The 18,778-nt window shown below is 47.9% G+C and carries 15 protein-coding genes and 1 tRNA gene; 9 read left to right on the top strand and 7 right to left on the bottom strand.

The features are described 5' to 3' along the window. Positions 1 to 52: 52 nt before the first annotated feature. The 7 genes from H8S52_RS05695 to H8S52_RS05665 form a co-directional block, all read right to left on the bottom strand. On the bottom strand, positions 53 to 2,260 hold the full coding sequence (locus tag H8S52_RS05695; protein ID WP_186909441.1) for a tetratricopeptide repeat protein: 2,208 nt from the start codon (positions 2,258 to 2,260) through the stop codon (positions 53 to 55). A gap of 68 nt (positions 2,261 to 2,328) precedes the next feature. After that, positions 2,329 to 3,354 (bottom strand): porin, encoded by a 1,026-nt coding sequence (locus H8S52_RS05690; RefSeq protein ID WP_186909440.1) that lies wholly within the window; start codon positions 3,352 to 3,354, stop codon positions 2,329 to 2,331. A 73-nt stretch (positions 3,355 to 3,427) separates the two neighbouring features. Beyond that, positions 3,428 to 4,687: a phosphoglycerate kinase gene (gene pgk, locus H8S52_RS05685; protein ID WP_370527560.1), complete on the bottom strand. Its 1,260-nt coding sequence runs from the start codon at positions 4,685 to 4,687 to the stop codon at positions 3,428 to 3,430. A gap of 88 nt (positions 4,688 to 4,775) precedes the next feature. After that, a complete protein-coding gene (nth, locus tag H8S52_RS05680; protein ID WP_005654667.1) occupies positions 4,776 to 5,450 on the bottom strand; it encodes an endonuclease III in 675 nt (224 codons plus the stop codon). Continuing rightward, positions 5,447 to 6,643 carry an MFS transporter gene (locus tag H8S52_RS05675; RefSeq protein WP_060385249.1) on the bottom strand — a complete coding sequence of 399 codons (1,197 nt, stop codon included), beginning with the start codon at positions 6,641 to 6,643 and terminating at the stop codon, positions 5,447 to 5,449. The genes nth and H8S52_RS05675 overlap by 4 nt, the downstream gene beginning before the upstream one ends. Positions 6,644 to 6,888: 245 nt before the next feature. Continuing rightward, positions 6,889 to 7,923: a phenylalanine--tRNA ligase subunit alpha gene (gene pheS, locus H8S52_RS05670; protein WP_117984373.1), complete on the bottom strand. Its 1,035-nt coding sequence runs from the start codon at positions 7,921 to 7,923 to the stop codon at positions 6,889 to 6,891. A gap of 57 nt (positions 7,924 to 7,980) precedes the next feature. Next, positions 7,981 to 8,054: transfer RNA gene (locus H8S52_RS05665), tRNA-Ala, on the bottom strand. Positions 8,055 to 8,158: 104 nt separating this feature from the next. On the opposite strand from H8S52_RS05665, the gene H8S52_RS05660 reads away from it, so the two are divergent. The 9 genes from H8S52_RS05660 to H8S52_RS05620 all read left to right on the top strand — a co-directional run bounded on the left by H8S52_RS05660 (position 8,159) and on the right by H8S52_RS05620 (position 18,777). Further along, a complete protein-coding gene (locus H8S52_RS05660; RefSeq protein ID WP_022103763.1) occupies positions 8,159 to 8,464 on the top strand; it encodes a DUF4286 family protein in 306 nt (101 codons plus the stop codon). After that, positions 8,461 to 9,030, top strand: coding sequence for a crossover junction endodeoxyribonuclease RuvC (gene ruvC, locus H8S52_RS05655; RefSeq protein WP_016661416.1), 570 nt, complete (start codon positions 8,461 to 8,463; stop codon positions 9,028 to 9,030). The genes H8S52_RS05660 and ruvC overlap by 4 nt, the downstream gene beginning before the upstream one ends. 49 nt (positions 9,031 to 9,079) lie before the next feature. Then, positions 9,080 to 11,077, top strand: a complete 1,998-nt coding sequence (gene pulA / locus H8S52_RS05650; protein ID WP_117667760.1) for a type I pullulanase — start codon at positions 9,080 to 9,082, stop codon at positions 11,075 to 11,077. A 567-nt stretch (positions 11,078 to 11,644) separates the two neighbouring features. Then, complete coding sequence (locus H8S52_RS05645) at positions 11,645 to 11,857, top strand: hypothetical protein (RefSeq protein ID WP_005654697.1); 213 nt, start codon at positions 11,645 to 11,647, stop codon at positions 11,855 to 11,857. 11 nt (positions 11,858 to 11,868) lie between these two features. Continuing rightward, the gene (locus tag H8S52_RS05640) at positions 11,869 to 13,671 is read left to right on the top strand and encodes a PL29 family lyase N-terminal domain-containing protein (protein WP_005654698.1); all 1,803 of its coding nucleotides are present in this window, start codon (positions 11,869 to 11,871) and stop codon (positions 13,669 to 13,671) included. 210 nt (positions 13,672 to 13,881) lie between these two features. After that, on the top strand, positions 13,882 to 15,354 hold the full coding sequence (locus H8S52_RS05635) for an ATP-binding cassette domain-containing protein (protein ID WP_040315791.1): 1,473 nt from the start codon (positions 13,882 to 13,884) through the stop codon (positions 15,352 to 15,354). 76 nt (positions 15,355 to 15,430) lie between these two features. After that, positions 15,431 to 16,087, top strand: a complete 657-nt coding sequence (gene fsa, locus H8S52_RS05630; RefSeq protein WP_005654702.1) for a fructose-6-phosphate aldolase — start codon at positions 15,431 to 15,433, stop codon at positions 16,085 to 16,087. A 112-nt stretch (positions 16,088 to 16,199) separates the two neighbouring features. Further along, on the top strand, positions 16,200 to 18,101 hold the full coding sequence (locus tag H8S52_RS05625) for an LTA synthase family protein (protein ID WP_186909438.1): 1,902 nt from the start codon (positions 16,200 to 16,202) through the stop codon (positions 18,099 to 18,101). Between the two features lies 1 nt (position 18,102). After that, positions 18,103 to 18,777 (top strand): phosphatase PAP2 family protein, encoded by a 675-nt coding sequence (locus H8S52_RS05620; RefSeq protein WP_005654705.1) that lies wholly within the window; start codon positions 18,103 to 18,105, stop codon positions 18,775 to 18,777. The last annotated feature ends 1 nt before the right edge of the window (position 18,778 follow it).

Below are 18,778 nucleotides of genomic sequence, written 5' to 3'. Positions count from 1 at the left end.
AGGCTTTTCATTGCTACGAGTCTCTGAATGACGGGATATGTTTTTTTATCTTTTAATCAGCGGTTAAACCAAAATCTCTTATCAGCGGTATGTCTTTTTCGTCTACCCCCAACTTGATGAGCATCTCCTTGTCTTTATCGAACATCTCAAGAAAAGTCTCCCGGTTACCGCTTTCCGAGGTAGCTTTCCCGTACAGTTCGGCAGCCTTTTCCATATTTCCCAATAGCAATGCTGCGTGTCCGGCATTGAGGTAATCTGTGGAAAGCGGTTTCAAGGCAAGTATCTTGTTGTAATACCGCATGGCCTGTTCAAATTTTCCGCTGACAAACGAGCACCAGCCTATGGCACGCCATGCCTTGATGCAGTCGTTCTCCATGAAATCCAGCTTAAAGAAACATTGCAAGGCTTCTTCGTAGCGTTCCTGCTCCGCCAGGCAACTGCCGATGAGGAATGGCAGGTTTCTGTTTTCCGGTTGCATGGCTTCCGCTTTTCTGTAATATTCCAATGCCGTTGCAAAGTCTCGCAATTGGCGGTGGCAGGTGGCGAGGTGGCGGATAGTCCATACATGGTCGGGTTTCAGCACATCGGCTTTCCTATAAGCCTCGATAGCTTCTTTGTAACGTTTCTCTTTTTGCAGGCAATAGCCGGTCTTTTGGAAGATTTCCGCATCGGCATGGTTCATATCCGTTATTTCTTTATAGATGCTTAAGGCTTCTGCGGGATGCTCTTTGCGGAAATGGAAGTCGGCTATGGTTGCCAATAGTTCGGGCTTGCACAAAATGTCTTTCAGTGCCGGTATGCGGTGCAGGGCTATTTCTTCCTTGAAAATATCACGGAACTCATGGCGGCGCTGGCTTAACTTGAAGAACCGATATAAATCGTGGATATACTGGTTGCTGATAACATCCGGTCGCAAAGCATACTGTCGCAGGCTGGACGATTTGCTTTCGTCCATCAGTTCATTCAAATCCTGTGATGTCATTTGACTGAGCATCATATTACGCTGCGCTTGCGGTATATGTGCCATGGTAAAGCATAATGAATACTTGTCGCTGTTGCAGAAAAAGCCTGATTGCAGTATCAGTGACAGGACGGCGTTTTCTCCGGTAGGCTTCAGTCCGAACTCCCGTATGATGCTGGAATGCTGCATGTCGAACGGATAAAACCAGTTATGCGGATTTTGGAAGAACGGGTAACTCTTGAGTTGGGCAAACGTACTCATATATACATCGGCTCCTTCCAGTTGAAGTTCGTTCATCTCGCGTATCTTGTCGCCCAGGCCCGATTCCTCAAATGCTTTCTCCCAGTCCGGATTGCGGTCGTCTTCATCAATGTTTTCTTCGAAGCCGTACTTCATGTTGCGCATGATGGTGACGTTCTTCATCATTTCCGGAATGATTTCTTCACGCATCTTCTTGTCTATCTTCTCTGTCTCACGGCTGCGGAGTAGCTGGATGTAAACCCGGTTCAACTGTTTGCCGAAGCTGCCGTCCTCATCGAGAAGCGATAACTTTGCCATCAGCTCTGGGTATAGCCGCAAGCGGTTGGAGTGTATGTGCAGTATGATGGCAATAATCACCAGGGCGCGCTGGTTGACTTGTGTGTCGGCGTGCGTTGCGGCATCCAGTAACCATGAGAATTTCCGCGGATCGAAACATTCCATCAGGCTGAGCAGGATGGCTCCGGTGAACAGACACAAGTCATTTACCGGCAACAATTCGGACTCCAGATACAGCCTGGCTTCCTGTTCTTCTTCTGCCGTCCAGCCACTGTTGCCCCATGTAGTGAGGAATAGATATTGGGCAGTGCCTTCATGGCGTTGCAGGGCGCTGTCCAGACTTTGTTTGTTGTCCGGCATAAGCTGGCAAACCGCCATATCGTCAGGAAAAGATTCCAGAACTTTCAGCCAGGAAGACATGCCGTAACCGGCTACCATATTCTTTTTGTTCTTGTGCAGGGAGTGGTAATAACGGGTCGAAACCTCATCGAGCAGGCTGATGCGGGTCTGTTCGGCAAGCTCCCAGGTTTCTGCCAGAAGTTGCCGGTATAGTTTCTGCCGTTCCGGATCGTTTACGCCCTGGCGCATGTACTGTAACATGTATTGGTAGGACACCTTAGCCTGCTCCAGACGGTTGCGGAGCGTCCAGTCGTTGCAGTTCCATAAAAAGGCTTCCAGTTGTACTTGAGCCTCTTTCAGACGTTTCTGTTCCAGTAGATTGACTATATGCTGATATTGCTCTTGTATGGCTTGCTCGTTCATAAGATTGTATTCATTAAGTGATTATACTCTACAAATGTACAAAAAGAATGCCAGAATGTTTTCATAAATCAGAAACGCACCTGCAATTGTGCCTGCAGCAGGTTGGAGTTTTCTCCTTTGTGGGGAACGCAATAGGTGTATTGTGCCTGCAAGCGGCATTTGGGATAGAACCACCATTGCACGCCGGCCACATAGTTGCTCTGTTTGTAATCCTGCGCTTTGTCTTTGTTGAAATAATCATAGGATGCTACAATGTCGAATTTGGGAAGCACATGTATGGATGCGGTTGCATAGTATCCGTCGCTTTTTACATGTCCGTCTTTGCCGGCAAGGTATTCGGTACGCAGGCTGACAGGCTTTGTCTGTATGGTGGCGCCTGCCGACCAGCGGTTGCGTGTGTAGCTGTCGCCTATCGCTATATCTGGATTGACGGAAGAGGCGGCTACGGCACAGCCTTTGCCCTTGACGAACGAGCCGCCCACCGACAGCCAGTCGAGCGGATGAACCATCAGGCTGCCTACTATGTCTTTTTGATTGTTCTTGTCTTTCAGATTGATGCCTTGCCCGTTCATGACGGCAAGGTTATAACTCAGCTTTTTCTTGAAAAGGTCGCCGTAGATAAGGATACCCATGTCACGGCCGCTGTTCGAGCCATAGAGTGGGTCGCTGCCATTGATGCCTGCCAGATAGTTGACCGCCTGTGAATAACAGTTTATCAGTTCGACAAAACAGGGAGACATCGGATTCTCAATGGTGTACATTGTTTTGAACTGTCCGATGCGGGCAGTGAGTTGGGGCAGGAACCGGTATTCCGTATAAGCTTCCAGTATCTTTCCGGTATTGGCGAAGCTGTACATGAAGTAGCACGACCATTTGTCGGTAATCTTGCCGCGTGCCATGAATATGGCGCGTTTGAGGTCGAAGGTATTGCTGGCCTTTTCGCCGGCATCATCATAGGTATATCCCACTTGGGCATACCCTGCCAGGGTGATGCGTTCTTTCAATGTATTCACTACATTGTTCAGACGCGTATCCTGGGCTTTTAATGTATATATGGAGAGGAGAAGAAGACAGGATAGTAGAATTCGTTTCATGTGTCGGATATATAATTAAAAAAAAAGCAACCCTTTTTTCAAAGAGCTGCCTTTTGTATGAATGAGGTTCTTGTTATTCGTTGATAGCAGCGATACCCGGAAGAACTTTTCCTTCGATTGCCTCGAGCAATGCACCGCCACCGGTAGAAACGTAAGAAACGCCGTTTGCCAGACCGAACTTGTTGACGCAAGCTACAGAGTCGCCACCGCCTACGAGTGAGAACGCACCGTTCTTGGTTGCCTCTACGATAGCTTCACCTACAGAGCGTGAACCGTGAGTGAAGTTGTCGAACTCGAATACGCCCGTAGGACCGTTCCAAAGGATAGTCTTGGAGTTCTTGATAACTTCGGCAAAAATCTTTTCTGTCTCAGGACCTATATCCAGACCTTCCCAGCCATCAGGTATTTCGTTTACTTTGCAGAACTGAGTGTTGGCGTCGTTAGAGAAAGAGTCGGCAATCTTGGCATCTACAGCCAATACGAGGTTTACGCCTTTTTCTTTTGCTTTCTTCAACAGTTCGAGAGCCAGATCCAGCTTGTCGTCTTCGCAGATGGAAAGACCGATTTTACCGCCTTGAGCTTTGGTGAAGGTATAAGTCATACCGCCGGTGATAATCAGATTATCCACTTTGTTCAGCAGGTTTTCGATGATTTCAATCTTGGAAGATACTTTGGAACCACCCATGATAGCAGTGAACGGACGTTGGATGTCATTCAACACCTTGTCTACGGCTTTCACTTCTTTCTCCATCAGGTAGCCGAACATCTTGTTGTCTTTGTCGAAGTATTTGGCGATCAATGCCGTAGAAGCGTGTGCACGGTGAGCGGTACCGAATGCGTCGTTTACGTAGCAGTCAGCGTAAGAAGCAAGTTTTTTGGTAAACTCTTTCTGGTTTTCCTTAACGGCAGCTTTGGCAGCTTTCTTTTCTTCGTCTGTCGCATCTTCGGCCAAACCGCGCGGTTTGCCTTCTTCTTCAGCATAGAAACGAAGGTTTTCGAGCAACAGCACTTCACCCGGTTGCAGAGCGGCAGCTTTAACGGCAGCTTCTTCGCCCATGCAGTCGTTGGCGAACTGTACCTCAACACCCAGCAGTTCTGACAAATGTTTCAGGATGTGCTTCAAAGAGAACTTGTCGGTTGCACCTTTCGGACGACCGAGGTGAGAACCGATGATAATACTGCCACCGTCAGCCAAAATCTTCTTCAATGTAGGAAGAGCGGCACGCATACGGGTATCGTCTGTAATGTTGAAGTTTTCGTCCAGAGGCACGTTGAAGTCCACGCGAACGAATGCCTTTTTTCCGGCAAAGTTAAATTGATCAATTGTCATAATACTCTATTTTTATTTAAAAGTGTTACCGTTTTCTTTTTGTGACGGCAAAGTTAGTATTTATTTCTTTTTCCCGCTATTAAATTATTGTTTATTCTTCTCCATCGTTACTCTCTTTACTAACTTTATACTTCCGGCAGTAATATTTGCACATCAATTGCAAACCGCAGTTGTCACATTGAGGGGTACGTGCCTGACATACATACCGTCCGTGCAGGATGAGCCAATGGTGGGCAATGGGAATCTCTGCTTCCGGAATGTATTTAACCAATTCCTTCTCTACGCTGAACGGGGTGGTGCATTTGTCGGATACCAGTCCCAAACGGTGGCTGACGCGGAAAACGTGGGTATCTACCGCCATGGCGGCTTTGTTGAAGACGACCGACTGGATTACATTTGCCGTTTTGCGTCCCACACCGGGAAGTTTCACGAGCTTTTCCAGTGTGTCGGGGACTTGGCTGTTGAAGTCTTTCACCAGCATTTGAGCCATGCCTACAAGATGCTTGGCCTTGTTGTTCGGGTAAGATACGCTGCGTATGTATTCGTATACTACTTCCGGAGTAGTGGCTGCAAGCGCTTCGGGAGTGGGGAAGTCCCGGTAGAGGGCGGGAGTTATCATATTCACCCGCTTGTCTGTGCATTGGGCGGAAAGAATTACCGCAATCAACAGTTCGTATGGGTTGTTATAATGCAGCTCGGTCTCCGCTATGGGACGGTTTTCCCTGAACCAGGCGAGTATCTTTTCATAACGTTCTTTCTTTCTCATCGTAATTTGTTTTTATGATAATGAGGAGTTACCTTGATGTTGAAATAGAGCATGGAAACAATTGTCAGGCAGGCTCCGAAAAGATAGGCTTTGTCGAAAGTGCTGACTTCTGCAATGTATCCGCCTGTCAGCATACCGATACCTATCCCCACATCCCACGAAGTGAGGTAGGTGGAAGTGGCCGTGCCCCGTTGACTGTTGGGGGCAAGGTTTACGAACAGTGTGTTGTAGGCCGGAAACATGATGCCGAAGCCTATGCCAAGCAGCAATGCCACTGCAAAGAACACGATGTTGCATGCCATACTGTTCCACTCGATGATATAGACGCATGCCGAGAGCAGGAAGAAACTGAATACCACGATGTACAATCCTGCCGAAATCACCTGCGTTATTTTTCCTCTGTCTACAATCCTGCCGGAAAAGATGCGCGAGATAGCCATGCCCACCGCCATGAAAGTAAAGAAAAAGCCGGTAGTTGCATGGATACCGATTTCTTTGGCATACATGGCTACGTAATTGGTAGTCATTCCGTAAGGAATGGATAATAAGAGCAGGCTGACACCTGCAGGAATGCCTTTCAGCAGAATAAAGCGGTCGAGCGAAATCGGTTCGCGTCTGACAGGCGGCTTATACGGGGTTTTCACTAAGGAAGCACAGATGAACCCGGCAATGCAGGAACCCAGCGAGCAACAGAATATGGTAGTATAACTCATGCCTGCATCGTGCAGGAACAAACCGGACATCGGCCCCACTGCCATGGCTATGTTGTTGGAGAGCCCGTAATATCCGAGGCCTTCTCCGCGTCTTGATGAGGGCATGATGTCGATGACCACCGTATTGCCGCCTACGGTTACCATGCCGAATGATACGCCGTGTATGATGCGGAACAGGATAAATAAAGTGAGTGACCCGGCAATGATGTATCCGGCAAACATGGTCATGAAGATGAAATAAGCTAACAGATACAACGGTTTGCGGGCAAAACTGTCCAGAAAATATCCGGAGAACGGACGGATGCATAAGGCAGCTACCGTATAGCAGGAAAGAATGATGCCGATAGTGGAGTTTCCTGCATTGAATACTTCGGATAGATAGAATGGCAATACGGGTATCAATAGCCAAAAGCCGAAGTACAGCAGGAAGTTGGCAGCGAGGATAAAACAATAGCCGGGAGTTACGAGCCTATCTTTCATTGGGTGGAGATTTAATAGGATTGATAATCAGGCTGTATTAAAAACCGTTAGTTGCAAATAATCGAGAGTAAAAATACGCCTGATAATTTCTTTTAGGCACGGATTATACGGACTTCACGGTCCTTTTTTTGATTTAATCCGTGTTTCTCCGTGCAATCCGTGCCTAAAAATAAATGGTGAGTGCCTTTTTGGGTTCTGGCACATCCCAATTTTATGCCCAATATAGAAATATCAGGATTTCTATATTAATAAGCTGCTTCAAATTCTTTCAGGAAGCGCGTATCGTTTTCCGAGAACAGGCGCAGGTCGTTTACGCGATATTTCAGATTGGCAATACGTTCTATACCCATACCTAAAGCGTAGCCGCTGTATATCTTGCTGTCAATACCGTTCAGTTCCAGTACATTGGGGTCTACCATACCGCAACCTAAGATTTCGACCCAACCGGTTCCTTTACAGAAAGGACAGCCTTTGCCGCCACAGATATTACAGCTGATGTCCATTTCGGCGCTTGGTTCCGTAAACGGGAAGTAGGAAGGACGAAGGCGTATCTTGGTATCCTTGCCGAACATTTCCTGTGCAAAGAGCAACAGAGCTTGTTTCAAGTCGGTGAACGATACATTACGGTCTATAAACAACGCTTCTACCTGGTGGAAGAAAGCATGTGCACGATAGCTGATAGCCTCGTTACGGTATACGCGTCCCGGACAGATAATGCGGATGGGCGGTTGTGTATTCTCCATGACACGGCTTTGCACGCTGGATGTATGTGTGCGCAGTATGATATTGTGCGATACATTCTCGGCATTGTTTTCGATGAAGAAAGTATCCTGCATGTCGCGTGCCGGATGGTCTTCGGCAAAGTTCATGGCGGAAAATACATGCCAGTCGTCTTCCACTTCAGGACCGTCGGCGATGTTGAATCCCATACGGGCAAATATATCGATGATTTCGTTCTTTACGATGCTGAGCGGATGGCGTGTCCCTAATTTCACGGGATAGGCCGAACGGGTAAGGTCAAGGTCTTCGCAACCGTTGTCCCGGCTCTCGAATTGTTCTTTCAGAGCGGCAATCTTTTCCTGTGCCTTGTTCTTGAGTTCATTCAGGCGCATGCCTACTTCTTTCTTCTGGTCGGCAGGCACGTTGCGGAAGTCTGCCATCAGTTCGTTAACGGCTCCTTTCTTGCTGAGGTACTTGATTCGCAGTGCTTCCAATTCCTCGGCATTAGCGGCTTTCAGTGCTTCTACTTCTTGCAGAAGCTCGTTGATTCTGGCTATCATATTGTTGTTATTTGTTCCTTAAATGCATAAAAAGGCTGACCATGAAGTCAACCTTTGTGGAGCGTATGAGACTCGAACTCATCACCTCGACACTGCCAGTGTCGCGCTCTAGCCAGATGAGCTAACGCCCCGTTGCTAACGTTTGCAGAACTACCTGCTTTATTTGATGGCGCAAATATAATGCATTATTCTGAAATAATTGCTATGTTTGCGCAATAAAATGCAAAAAGAAATTATGTTGATCTATAATACGACCTATCATGTAGAGGAAGGACAGGAGAAATACTTCCTCACCTGGATGCAGGAATTTTATCTTCCCGAAGTAGAGAAGCACGGTGCGCTGTATGCTCCGCGCATTGCACGCATACTAAGCCATATTGAGGAGGGAAGTGTCTGTTACTCTGTACAGTTTGAGGTGGAAAATTCAGCCATACTTCATCGTTGGCATCAGGAACAGGGAGTGAAGCTGAACGAGGAATTACTGAAAATATTCAAGGACAAAGTAATCGGTTTCCCGACATTAATGGAGGTGATAGTGTGATACAGCCGGTAAAGGAAAAAATTATTTTGGGTATCGACCCCGGTACTACCATTATGGGGTACGGGGTGCTGCGTGTGGCGGGAACCAAGCCCGAAATGATTGCTATGGGTATCATAGACCTTCGCAAATTTGGCGACCACTATCTGAAACTTCGCCACATCCACGAACGGGTACTGGGTATTATCGAGAGTTATCTGCCGGACGAACTTGCCATTGAAGCGCCTTTCTTCGGAAAGAACGTGCAGTCCATGCTGAAACTGGGACGTGCGCAGGGGGTGGCTATGGCTGCTGCTCTGAGCCGTGATATTCCCATTACCGAGTATGCTCCTCTGAAGATAAAAATGGCGATAACGGGAAACGGACAGGCATCTAAAGAGCAGGTGGCGGATATGCTGCAGCGCATGCTTCATTTTCCGAAGGAGGAAATGCCCGTATTCATGGATGCCACCGACGGGCTTGCCGCTGCCTACTGCCATTTTCTGCAAATGGGGCGTCCTGTTGCAGAGAAAGGATATCACGGCTGGAAAGACTTCATAGCCAAGAATCCCGACAAAGTAAAACGCTGACCTATACCTTATATATTATACTTAATATTTTATACTTAAAAATACTACCATGAAATTGAACAATCTTGTCATTATCGGAGTTGCGGCTACAACAGTTGCCAGTTGCGCCCCCTCAAAGAAAGAATACGCGTCGTACGAACTCTATCCGGTCCGTACGGGCAGTCTGGCAGAAATGGAATATGCTCCGGCTGCTACGCAATTTACGCTTTGGTCGCCTACTGCGGATGAAGTGCGTCTGATGCTGTATGATGCGGGAGAGGGCGGACATGCTTACGAAACGGTTGCCATGTCGCCCGCCGAAGACGGTACGTGGACGGCTAAGGTGGAGCAGGATTTGAAAGGCAAGTTCTATACTTTCAATGTAAAAATCAACGGAAAATGGCTGGGCGATACGCCGGGTATCAATGCGCAGGCTGTAGGTGTAAACGGTAAGCGTGCGGCTGTTATCGATATGCGGGAAACCGACCCGGAAGGCTGGGCGGAAGATAAACGTCCGCCGCTGGCATCGCCTGCCGATGTGATAATCTACGAGGTACACCACCGTGACTTCTCCATAGACCCCTCTTCGGGCATTCGGAATAAAGGCAAGTTCCTTGCAATGACGGAAACGGGTACGGTAAATCCGGACAAGCTGGCAACCGGTATCGACCACCTGAAAGAACTGGGGGTGACGCATGTGCACATCCTTCCTTCCTATGATTATGCCTCTGTAGATGAATCCAGACTGGACGAGAACAAATACAACTGGGGGTATGACCCGCAGAATTACAATGTGCCCGACGGCTCGTACGCTACCGACCCTTATAAACCGGATGTGCGTATCCGTGAGTTCAAACAAATGGTGCAAGCCTTGCATAAGGCAGGCATCCGCGTAGTGTTGGACGTGGTGTACAATCACACTTTCAATACGGCCGAGAGCAATTTCGAGCGTACCGTTCCCGGATATTTCTATCGTCAGGCTCCAGACGGCGGTTTCGCAGATGCCTCTGCATGCGGCAACGAAACGGCGAGCGACCGACCTATGATGCGCAAATATATGGTAGAATCCGTATTACACTGGATAAACGAATACCATATCGACGGTTTCCGTTTCGACTTAATGGGCATTCACGACATCGAAACCATGAACGAAATACGCAAGGCGGCAACAGCGGTAGACCCTACCATCTTTATTTATGGAGAGGGATGGGCCGCATCGGCTCCCCAATTGGCGCAGGACTCTTTGGCGATGAAAGCCAATACCTATAAGATGCCGGGCATCGCAGCTTTCTCCGACGAAATGCGTGATGCGTTGCGCGGTCCGTTCAACGATAACCGTCAGGGCGCTTTCCTTGCCGGACTGCCGGGGGGAGAGGAGAGTATCAAATTCGGTATTGTCGGTGCTGTAAGGCATCCGCAGGTCGATAATGGAAAAGTGAATTACAGTAAGGCTCCCTGGGCGGAACAACCCACGCAGATGATTAGCTATGTATCTTGCCACGATGATATGTGCCTGGTGGACAGACTGAAGTCCAGCATCCCCGGTATCACTCCCGAAGAGCTTGCCCGGTTGGATAAGCTGGCGCAAACGGCGGTGTTCACTTCGCAGGGCGTGCCTTTCATCTATGCAGGCGAGGAAGTGATGCGCGATAAGAAGGGCGTACACAACAGCTATCAAAGTCCGGACTCCGTCAATGCCATCGACTGGAAACGCAAGACGGAGCATGCCGATGTGTTTGCTTATTATAAAGGATTGATTCAATTGCGTAAGCATCATCCGGCTTTCCGCCTGGGAGATGCCGGACTGGTTCGCAAACACCTGGAGTTCCTGCCGGCTGAGGGCGGCAACGTAGTGGCTTATCGGTTGAAAGAGCATGCCGGTGGTGATGCGTGGGGAGATATCTATGTGGTGTTGAATGCGCGTAAGGAAACGGCTAAGGTATCAGTACCCGAAGGCAAATATACGGTTGTTTGTAAGGACGGATTTATCAGTGAGAAGGGATTGGGAACGATGTACGGACCGGAGATTTCTGTTCCGGCACAGTCTGCGCTTATTTTCTATAAATAAGAGGGCTTTGGGTACAAGAATGCTGGAGTTTATTCCTGATTACTTAGGTTAAACTGATAGTTTATTAGGAATAAACCTGAAGTTTATTCCTAATGAACCTGAAGTTTAATGGGGATAAACTGGTGATGCATCCGCGAGAAATGAGAAGAGATAATGAGCATATCCGTTGGCAAGCTAGCGTAATAAGTGGTGGCAGTTTCAGGTATTCCTGAAAAAAGTGAAATAAAAACAGAACAATCCCGCTTTGGTTGGGAAAAACTGTTTATCTTTGTAACAGTCCGTTGGGTGCAATGGAGCTATATTTTTGTAAGAAGCGTTATTGAAATTATCTTCGTCTATCAAACTTCGCAACTTTGAAATGCACTTGAAGGTGATAACAACAACGCTCACGTCTGTGTTATATACCTACTTTTTTCCCAGGTATACCGGGAAGAAAAGTATCTATATACAAAACGACGTGAGTGGCTGTTGTTTATCTAAGTGCAAGGCAATGCGAAGGCCTGATAGATAAGATAAACAAATACAGCGACTCACGTTTTTTGTATGTTTAACTTAATACTATGCCACATGACGAAAAAAACACATCTCTCATCCTTTATGCAGTTACAGGCAGCAGCTCAAGACTCCTTGTATGCTTCCAACCGGGAAATGTTCTATAAGGAAAATTGTACGGAACGAAAAGTGCTGCTTCCGATGCAATTGTATCGGAAAGATATTCTTGCAGGAAGCATTCTTGCATTTGCCGGCTGTATTTTACTTTCTAATCCGTTAATCAATTAAAATTTCTTCTCATGAAAAAGAGTTTATTTTTATTGTTTGCTGCCACATTTATACTGTGCAGTTGTGCTCATCAGAGCCTTGATGAAATACGTGCAGAACAGACTGCCCTCAATGCCCGACTTTCTGCCCTTGAGGAGTGGCAGAAGACAGCTAACGTGCAAATCGAGAGTATGCAAAGTCTTATTGCTGCTCTTGCTGATAACGATTACGTTACAGGTGTAAGTGAATTACCAGATGGTTCAGGTTATATGATTGCTTTTCTGAAAAATGAAACTGTAATAATAAAGAACGGAAGGCAAGGCGAAAAAGGTAATGACGGCGCTCCAGGTATTGTTCCCAATATAGGCGTGAAAGAGAACGGCGGCGTTTATTACTGGACTTTGGACGGTTCCTATATATTGGACAACGATGGTAGCCCTCTGCGTGTTACAGGCGAACGGGGCGAGACCGGTATGAAAGGTGACGATGCTGTTGCTCCGAAAGTCCGCATCAATGCAGTTAGCAAAGAATGGGAAATCTCTATCGACAAAGGTGCTTCTTGGACATCTACAGGGGTAAAAGCTATAGGTAAAGACGGCGTTGACGGCACAGACGGGATAAATGGGGCTTCCAGCTCTATTACAGTAGACGATAGCGGCAATTCTGTTATTATTACTATAACCAATACGGATGCAGCAGGAATGGTAACTTGCACTGAACTGATAGAACTTCCCCTTTATAGGGCTTTTTACATTGGTGACGACCAGGCAGGGCAGGCTAATTCCGCCTTAATCATAACTGCCTTTACTACCGAAATTCCTTTCACGTTTCCAGCAGGTTTCAGGGAAAGCGACTGTACTGCTATCATGGTTCAAGTCGTCAGTGACAAGGGTGTCGGCACCGATATCCGGACACGAGCCGTTGCAACGCCTTGGAGTGCAACAATAACGAAACCTGTTGCTTCACAGGGAGTTTATACATCTGTTATTACCGTTCATGCTCCTGCGGGCATTGATATTGGCGACAAAGCCATGCTTGAGGTAACCATAGTGGGGACAGACGGAAGAATAACATGTGTTGCTCGTGCACTGATTTCCAATATCACAGCGACTGTGGGCGATTATTATTACAGTGACGGCACTTTTTCCACAACTCTTGACAATACGAAAACTCCGATAGGTGTCATTTTCCATACAGGTAATGTAGCGGAGAATGATAGTAAATTGAAAGGGAAAATAAGCGATACTTCCAAAACCATTATAATGGGGGATGAAGTAAATAGTATTAAAAAGTCTGCACATGGTTTGGTAGTTGCCTTGAAGGATGCAAGCGCTGGCATCAGTTGGCAATCCGTTTATCGGCAAACCGGTATAGGTGTCTCCGAAACAAGCCATATATGTGGTTATAGCAATACACAGGCAATGAAGGCATGGAATGATGATGCGAGTAATAGTGGCAGTTTATTAAAAGCTTATATGGAAATTGCTGCATACACTTCTGACAATCCGACTCCACAGAGCAGTAGCGGTTGGTATTTTCCTTCTGTACGTGAACTCTCCACACTCTGTTCGGGCTGGGTAGAAAGTGGCTGGTCGGAAAATGGAAACTATGGCGGTATAAATGTTTCCGGAAGTAATGTCAACGTTGTCAATGAGAAGTTAGAGGCTTTGTCTGACTTCGAAGCTCAAAAAGTTGGTGAAGCTCTTTATTGGTCTTCTTCAGAAGTTCCGGATAATGGCGACAATGCATTTTTTGTAAATATGTACCTTGGCTACGTGTCGAATGGAGTTAAAGGCAATATGCTTGACCGGGTACGGGCTGTTTTGGCTTTTTAAGCCGTTTTCTGTTTTTCAACATCGGCTAACAGATTTTGAATTTCTATTTTCCTTACTTTGTGGTTATACGGTTCTCATATCCGCAAAATTGGTGAAAGTTTGAAAAATGTGAAAACGGAATCGGGAAGTGACAACAACAGGAGTGGCGATGTCGGAAAAAGATTTTTTTCTCTTATCTTTGCTCCGTTCAAACCACAAACCATTGACAGGATGCAACAACATACCATACATATAGCGGGGGGCGTGGCACGCAACCCGCTTGTCCGTTTATCGAACCCCATAACCCTTGATTTTCTCGACGGTGAACATATCGCTATCGCAGGCCCTAACGGGGCAGGAAAGAGTCTGTTGGTCGATTTGCTTACGGGCAAATATCCCTTGCGCGACGGTACGCTGACATACGATTTCCGTCCTTCCGCCACACAAACCGCTTACGACAACATCAGGTACATCGCTTTTCGTGACACCTACGGTTCCGCCGATGCCAATTATTACTACCAGCAGCGTTGGAATGCTCACGACCAGGAAGATGCTCCGCTGGTGTGCGACCTGCTGGGCGAGGTAAAGGACGAGTCTCTCAGACAGCAACTGTTTGAGCTTTTCCGTATCGAACCGATGCTGGGCAAGAAGGTTATTCTCCTTTCCAGCGGAGAACTCCGTAAGTTCCAGTTGACCAAGACGCTGCTTACGGCTCCGCGTGTCCTTATCATGGATAACCCTTTCATCGGACTGGATGCTGCTACGCGCGAGCTGTTGTACACTGTCTTGGAGAAGCTGGCGCAACTTGCTTCCCTGCAAATCGTACTGGTACTTTCCATGCTGGATGATATACCGTCTTTTATTACCCACGTAGTTCCTGTTGACAATAAAACAGTGGGAGAGAAAATGCCGCGTGCAGCCTACCTGCAGGCTTTCCGTGAACAAGATGCCCTCCGTGCTGAGGCGGATGTCGCTTCTTTGGGCGAATTGCAGCAGCGCATTGCCGGTCTTCCTTACGAAAACATGAACTTTACTTCGGACGAAGTGGTCCGGCTGAACAAAGTCAGTATCCGCTACGGTGACCGTACGATTCTGAAAGAACTGGACTGGACGGTGATGCGTGGGCAGAAGTGGGCATTGAGCGGTGAGAACGGTGCGGGCAAGTCCACTTTACTCAGTCTGGTATGTGCGGACAATCCTCAGTCTTATGCCTGCGACATCCGTCTGTTCGGCCGTAAGCGAGGTACGGGAGAGAGCATTTGGGAAATCAAGAAGCATATAGGTTACGTCAGTCCGGAGATGCACCGTGCCTATCTGAAAAACCTGCCTGCCATCGAAATCGTAGCTTCCGGACTGCACGACAGCATCGGTTTGTACAAACGTCCGCATGCCGGCCAGATGGCTGTGTGCGAGTGGTGGATGGATATTTTCGGTGTGGCGCATTTGAAGGACAAGCCTTTCCTGCAACTGTCCAGCGGCGAGCAGCGCCTTGCCTTGCTGGCGCGTGCCTTTGTGAAAGATCCCGAACTGCTGATTCTTGACGAACCGCTGCACGGGCTGGATACGTACAACCGCCGTCGCGTCAGGAAAATCATAGAAGCCTTCTGCCGTCGTAGGGACAAGACCATGATTATGGTGACCCATTACGAGAACGAGTTGCCGGAAACGATAACCCACCGTTTGTGCCTGACGCGTAACCGTTAAAATATCCTGCTGATAAAGAACAGACTATGGCGTAAATCGCTATATTTGTAAAATAAATCCTTAAACAAATTATATTATGAAGTTCTTTATCGACACTGCAAATTTAGACCAGATTCGGGAAGCCTATGATATGGGCGTACTCGACGGAGTGACTACCAATCCCTCGCTCATGGCGAAAGAAGGTATCAAAGGCGTGGAAAACCAGCGCAAGCATTATGTAGACATCTGCAACATCGTGCAGGGAGATGTCAGTGCAGAGGTTATTGCCACCGATTACGAGGGCATGATTAAGGAAGGTGAAGAACTCGCCGCGCTCAATCCGCATATCGTGGTGAAAGTACCCTGCATCGCAGACGGCATAAAAGCCATTAAATACTTTTCGGGAAAAGGTATCCGCACCAACTGTACACTGGTATTTTCCATAGGGCAGGCGCTGCTGGCGGCAAAAGCCGGAGCAACTTACGTTTCGCCTTTTGTAGGCCGTCTTGACGACATCAGTGAAGACGGTATCGCTTTGGTGGGTAAGATTGTGGACGTATACCGTTATTATGGCTACGCTACCCAGGTGCTTGCGGCTTCCATCCGCCATACGGCGCATATCATCCAGTGCATAGAGGTAGGGGCGGATGTAGCTACATGTCCGCTTTCCGCCATAAAAGGACTGCTGAATCATCCGCTGACGGACGCCGGATTAAAGAAGTTTCTGGAAGACTATAAACGTGTAAACGGATAGCTCTTAAATTCTTATAAGCCTATCTTTCACGCATTTCTTAACCAATATTGGCGAGAAATAGAATAAAAAACTTTATTTTTGCCGAATATATTCAGTTTAAGAAAAAGCACCGATGAAAGATAGGCTTATAGGATTTCTCAAGACATACTGCTTGTTTATCTGTATATTCGCATTACAGAAACCGTTTTTTATGCTCTTCTACCGTTCCTTGTACGAGGGCGTTTCGTGGACGGAGTGGTTGGGTGTGATGTGGCATGGACTTCCGTTGGACTTATCGCTTGCAGGCTATCTGACTGCTGTTCCTGGATTGCTCTTTATCTGTTCTGCCTGGACGGTATCCAATCTTCTTCGCCGTATATGGTACGGTTATTTTGCTTTCATTTCGGTTTTGCTCTCCGTTATATTTACCGTCGATTTGGGATTATACGAATACTGGGGATTCCGGTTGGACGCTACGCCTCTGTTCTATTTCTTTTCTTCGCCCAAAGATGCGGTGGCAAGTGTCAGTATATGGGTGGTAATCGGGGGAATTATTGCAATGGTTGCCTATGCGGCGGCATTATACGGGATATTCCATGGCGTGCTGTTGCGGAAACGGGTTTTCGAACGCATGAAGATACCTTATCGGCGTTTGAGGGTATCGGGGGTACTGTTGCTGCTGACCGGATTATTGTTTATCCCGATTCGCGGCGGATTTACAGTCTCCACCATGAATACCGGGAAGGTGTATTTCAGTACCGACCAGCGCTTGAACTATGCCGCCATTAATCCGGCTTTCAGCTTAATGGAGTCTCTCTCTAAGCAGAAGGACTTCGGCAGTCAATACCGTTTCATGGAAGCGGATGCGGCCGACCGTATTTTTTCCGGTTTGGCAGACCCTGCCGTTCCGATGCGGGACGGTATTTCGGCAGATTCCCTGCAGCAGGCTCCGGATTCTTTGCATTCGTTGTTTACGACAAAGCGTCCCGATGTGCTCTTTATCATCATGGAGAGTTTCTCTTCGTGGCTGATGACAACGCTTGGGGGAGAACCCGGCGTGGCCGTGCAGTTGGACAGCCTGGCGCAAGAGGGCGTTCTCTTCACGAATTTCTATGCGAACAGTTTCCGCACCGACCGCGGGTTGGTTGCCATATTGAGCGGGTATCCGGCACAGCCCACTACCAGCATAATGAAGTATCCCCGTAAGACGCAGTCTATCCCTGCCATTGCAGGCAGTTTGAAGAATGCCGGTTACAGGACGAAATATTATTATGGCGGTGATGCCGACTTCACCAATATGCGTTCCTATCTGATGTCGTCCGGTTTTGAGGACATTGTTGCCGACCGGGACTTTCCAGTATCGGAGCGTCTGAGCAAGTGGGGCGTGCACGATCATCTTGTATTCCGCCGTTTGCTGGACGACCTGAAGGCGGAAGCTGCCGACAGTACCCTGGCGGGTAGGGAGACGCCGCATTTCCGTGTGTTGCAGACTTCCAGCAGCCATGAGCCGTTTGAAGTTCCGTACAGCCGTTTGGCGAACGAACGTTTGAATGCTTTTGCGTATACGGACAGTTGCATCGGTGATTTTGTGAAACTGTTCCGCAGGTTGCCGCAATGGAAGAATACGGCAGTGGTACTGGTTCCCGACCACTTGGGAGCCTATCCCGAACGTATCGGAAACCTTGAAACGGGCAGATACCGGATTCCTCTGCTGATAGTGGGCGGGGCGGTACGCGGACCGGAACGTATCGGTGTCTACGGTTCCCAACAGGATATTGCCGCTACGTTATTGGCGCAGTTGTCGATACCGCACGGTGAGTTTACGTTCAGCAAAGATATGCTCAATCCGGCTTCTCCTCATTTTGCTTTCTTTACCGTGCCGGACGCTTTCGGCTTTTTGACGCCGGACAACCAATTGATATTTAATAATGAAGCGGATGCGATTGTTGTAGATGAAGGCCCGAAGAAAGGGCAAAACCTCTCTTTGGGGCAGGCCTATCTGCAGAAGTTGTATGACGATATAGCCAAAAGATAGAATGATATTAGCAGATGTTTTGTCGGGGTTGGTCGAAACGGACACCGACCTGTTGCTCGCAATAAACGGGTGGCGTGCCGAATGGGCGGATTATTTTATGTATGCCTTTAGCGGGAAGTGGATTTGGGTGCCGTTGTATGCCGCCATCCTTTATGTAATTGTCCGCAACCTGCATTGGAAAGTTGCCATCGGCTGTGTCGTGGCTATTGCGCTGACCATTGTTTTTGCCGACCAGGTGGGGGCAACCGTTATCCGTCCGGTAGTGTGCAGGCTTCGTCCGGCGAATCTGGAGAATCCCGTTTCGGAGTTCGTGCAGATAGTAAACGGTTATAGGGGCGGTCGGTACGGTTTTCCCTCCTGCCATGCCGCCAATACGTTCGGCCTGGCTTTCTTCCTGTTCTATCTGTTTCGTAACCGTGCCTTGAACTGGTTCATCATGTTATGGGCGGTGGTAACGTGCTATTCCCGTTCTTACTTGGGAGTACATTATCCCGGCGACTTGCTGGTAGGTGCTTTTGTGGGCTTTGTAGGTGCTTCTCTCTGTTACTGGCTTTTCAGCCGGCTGTGTAAGTATAGGCGTAAAGAGAGTTATGAGCATATCTATGTTCCAATCTGGGTAGGGGGAATTACCATATCCGGCATTCTGGCTTATGCACTGATACGGGCGATGTTGTAGC

The sequence above is a fragment of the Bacteroides sp. NSJ-48 genome, assembly GCF_014287405.1.
Lineage (GTDB): Bacteria > Bacteroidota > Bacteroidia > Bacteroidales > Bacteroidaceae > Bacteroides > Bacteroides stercoris.
This window is presented reverse-complemented; position numbering and strand designations above follow the sequence as displayed.